The 3,184-nt window shown below is 69.7% G+C and carries 2 protein-coding genes and 1 pseudogene; 1 reads left to right on the forward strand and 2 read right to left on the reverse strand.

Annotated features, from left to right (window positions below; genetic code table 11):
• Nucleotides 1-203: 203 nt before the first annotated feature.
• Nucleotides 204-1,151: an NAD(P)/FAD-dependent oxidoreductase gene (locus ACFWVE_RS34845; RefSeq protein ID WP_384023225.1), complete on the reverse strand. Its 948-nt coding sequence runs from the start codon at nt 1,149-1,151 to the stop codon at nt 204-206.
• A 5-nt stretch (nt 1,152-1,156) separates the two neighbouring features.
• Nucleotides 1,157-1,375 (reverse strand): annotated as a pseudogene (locus ACFWVE_RS34850) (phosphotyrosine protein phosphatase); the annotation flags it as partial.
• Between the two features lie 799 nt (nt 1,376-2,174).
• On the opposite strand from ACFWVE_RS34850, the gene ACFWVE_RS34855 reads away from it, so the two are divergent.
• Entirely contained in the window at nt 2,175-3,074 is a 900-nt protein-coding gene (locus tag ACFWVE_RS34855; protein ID WP_042177171.1) for a S1 family peptidase, read from the forward strand.
• The last annotated feature ends 110 nt before the right edge of the window (nt 3,075-3,184 follow it).

A 3,184-nucleotide genomic window follows, 5' to 3' on the forward strand; every position in this document is an offset into this window, starting at 1 on the left:
AAGGTGTGGCTCGGGTCCGACAGGTACAGCGCGACCGCGTCCGCCTTGAACTCGGGCGAGTAGACCTTCATCACCATAAAAGATGCCTCCTGCCCGGCCCCTGCCGGGGCCGGTATCAGAGGTGTCCACCACTCGGGGACAGGTCCCCCAGACTCTTCTTGGCCTCCTTGGCAAGGCTGTCCGTCCACTTGTCCAGCTCGCGTTTATTGATCCCGCTGCGGGCCACATTGCCCTCCTGTCGCACGTGCTTGGGCGACAGGGTACGGGTGGGCACCGACAGCCCGGCCGTCAGTGAGAATGTGGCGACGGCACGGGCACGGCCGGTGAGCCGGGCAAGACGACCAAGAGCCTCGAAGGGCTGGTCCACAAGTCGCGGTGCGGGCCAGCCCTGTCGCGTCAGTTCCTGCGGGCGGGACGGGCGTCCAGCGCCGTGCGCAAACGCCCCGGTGCGCTGTCGCGGTCTCCCGGTCGAGGTAGGACCAGTACCTCGGCAGGAGGACGATCACGTCGTAGGCGTCGACGGCGTCGGTCACCGCCGCCGTGAGCGGGCTGCGGTCGGTGCGGGGCAAGCCGCGGTCACTCTCCCGTGAGGGGTGGCGGACCTCCCACATGCAGGTGTGGTGCACCAGGACACCGGGGCCGTCCGGCGAGGACCACAGCGTGCTGGTCGTCGGCTCCGGCGGAGTGGCCGGCTCGATCTCCTTCTTGCGGCGGCTCCGGCTGCGACCCACGCCCCTCATGCTCCAGCGCCAGTAGTCCTCGGCTTCCTCGAGGAGCAGGACCCGCTGTCCGCTGTGTGCCCAGGTCGCCACGATCACGGCCCTCGCCCGGTGGGCGGTTCCCGCGCTGTCGGTCACGGTCTTGACGGCGCCGGCGAAGTCGGCCGAGATGATGTCGTCGGGGACGAGCTCGGCGCCGAAGCGTTCGGCCTGGGCCCGCATGTTGTCCATCAGGTCCGGGCCCATGATGCCGCCCGGGAAGCCGGGGAAGTTCTCCACCTCGGTCGTCTGCACCAGCGCGCCGCCGGCGGTGACCGCGCCCTCGAAGACCAGCGGCTTCAGCGAAGCGCGGGCGGTGTAGAGGACGGCGGTGTATCCGGCGGGACCGGAGCCGATGACGATGACCTCGCGTACGTCGTCTGTGCCGGTCACGCTGCTCACGCCTCCTGCTTGGTGTCGATCTCGGCGATCAGGGCCTCGATACGGGTCTTGATCTCGTCACGGATCGGGCGCACCGACTCCACGCCCTTACCCGCCGGGTCCTCCAGGACCCAGTCGAGGTACTTCTTGCCGGGGAAGATCGGGCAGGCGTCGCCGCAGCCCATGGTGATGACGATGTCAGCGGCCCTGACGACCTCATCGGTCAGCGGCTTGGGGACGCCCCGGCGTGCGGAGTGCGGCTGGCAGGGGACGCCGCGGGTGTTCGCCCGAGACCAGAGGGGGCCCGGTGGCTGGAGAGGCCGGGCACCGAACGGCGTCGTGAAAGTGCTCTCGACCGACGGTGTCGAACCGGCCACCGGTCCTGAGCGCCGCAAGGGGCAATCCGTCCATACGGGTTCGGCCTCAGGAAAGCCGCCAGGAGCATTCCCGCCGTAACGCGCGCGGGACGGCGCGGCCTTCCTCCCGTCCCGGCGCCGACGACGGACGGGGGACGCGGCATGGACCCGGCCTCCCCCGTCACATCACACGACATACCGGAATGCTCCACTTGATCTTTACGAATCGGCCATGATTTCCGGCGGCCCGGCGCGGCCGCACCGCCCGCCCGGGGCCGACGGCGACCTGAGCAGCCGCGGCGCCGTGCGGAGTCGGCGCCGCCGGAGAGTTCGGTGCGCCGCGATGAATGGCGCGTTGTCCACCGGTCGCCGCACCCCCGGAACCTTGCCGGAATCCGGGGCGACCGACGGGCCATCACCCAATGGTCCGTCAGTTTCCCGTCGTATCACCCTGCGGACGGGATCCCGCAAGAGCCCCTTCCTTGCCAACCTGCTTGCGCACCCGGGGGCTCTCGCTGAAGCGTCCGAAAGCCACGCTTGTTGACAGGGGCATATCACGGAGAAGGTTCAACCACCGATGCGGCACCTCCAGGACGCCCGCACTGTCCGCAGGACTGCCGCAGACGTGAACCGAGGGCCCGGACATCCAACGGACCCACGACCCCTCACCGGAGGACAAGTGAAGATCAAGACGTTCCTGTCGTCGGGCGCCTCCCGAAGAGCCCGTGCCGCCACCGTCGTCGCCGCCCTGGCGACCGTGTCCGCGCTCGTGACCCCCACCGCCATGGCGTCGGCGTCCGCGGACGCGAAGCCCACCGCGGCCCAGCTCGCCCGGGTCGGCGACGCGGTGCTCACCGCCGACGTCGGCGGCACGGCCTGGTACACCGACAAGGCGTCGGGCAAGGTCGTCGTCACCGCCGACAGCACGGTCTCGGCGGCGGAGATCAACAAGATCAGGAAGGCGGCCGACGCGCAGTCCGGGGCGCTGCAGATCAATCGCACCCCGGGCAAGTTCAACCGTCTGATCGCTGGCGGGGAAGCCATCACCTCCTCCGGCGTCCGCTGCTCCCTCGGCTTCAACGTCCGCAACTCCGCAGGCACGAACTTCGCGCTCACCGCTGGACACTGCACCAGCGGCCGTTCCAGCTGGAGCATCGGCACTGCGGTGCCGGGCCAGACCGTCTTCCCGACCTACGACCACGGGGTCATCCAGCACTCCAACCCCGCCGCATCCGACGGCCGCGTGTACCTGTACAACGGCACGTACCGCGACATCGTCAACGCCGGCAGCCCGACCGTCGGGACGCGCATCGAGCGCTCCGGCAGCACCACGGGTTACCGCACCGGCAGCGTCACCGGCCTGAATGCCACCGTCAACTACGGCAACGGCCAGCTGGTCTACAACACGATCCAGACCAACGCCTGCGCCCAGCCCGGCGACAGCGGCGGCCCGCTCTTCGCCGGCAACACCGCCTACGGCCTGCTCTCCGGCGGCAGCGGCAACTGCACCACCGGCGGTACCACGTTCTACGAGCCGGTCACCCGGCCGCTGAGCCTGTACGGCCTCAGCGTCTTCTAGCCCCAATGCCGTGTAGTTAGCCTCGAAGTTTCATGACGGTCCGCCGACGGAGTCGGTGGACCGTTTTCGTGCCGTGGGCTGAGGGTGGGCAGGCCGAGGGCCCGAGTGTC

Source organism: Streptomyces sp. NPDC058632 (assembly GCF_042717095.1).
Lineage (GTDB): Bacteria > Actinomycetota > Actinomycetes > Streptomycetales > Streptomycetaceae > Streptomyces.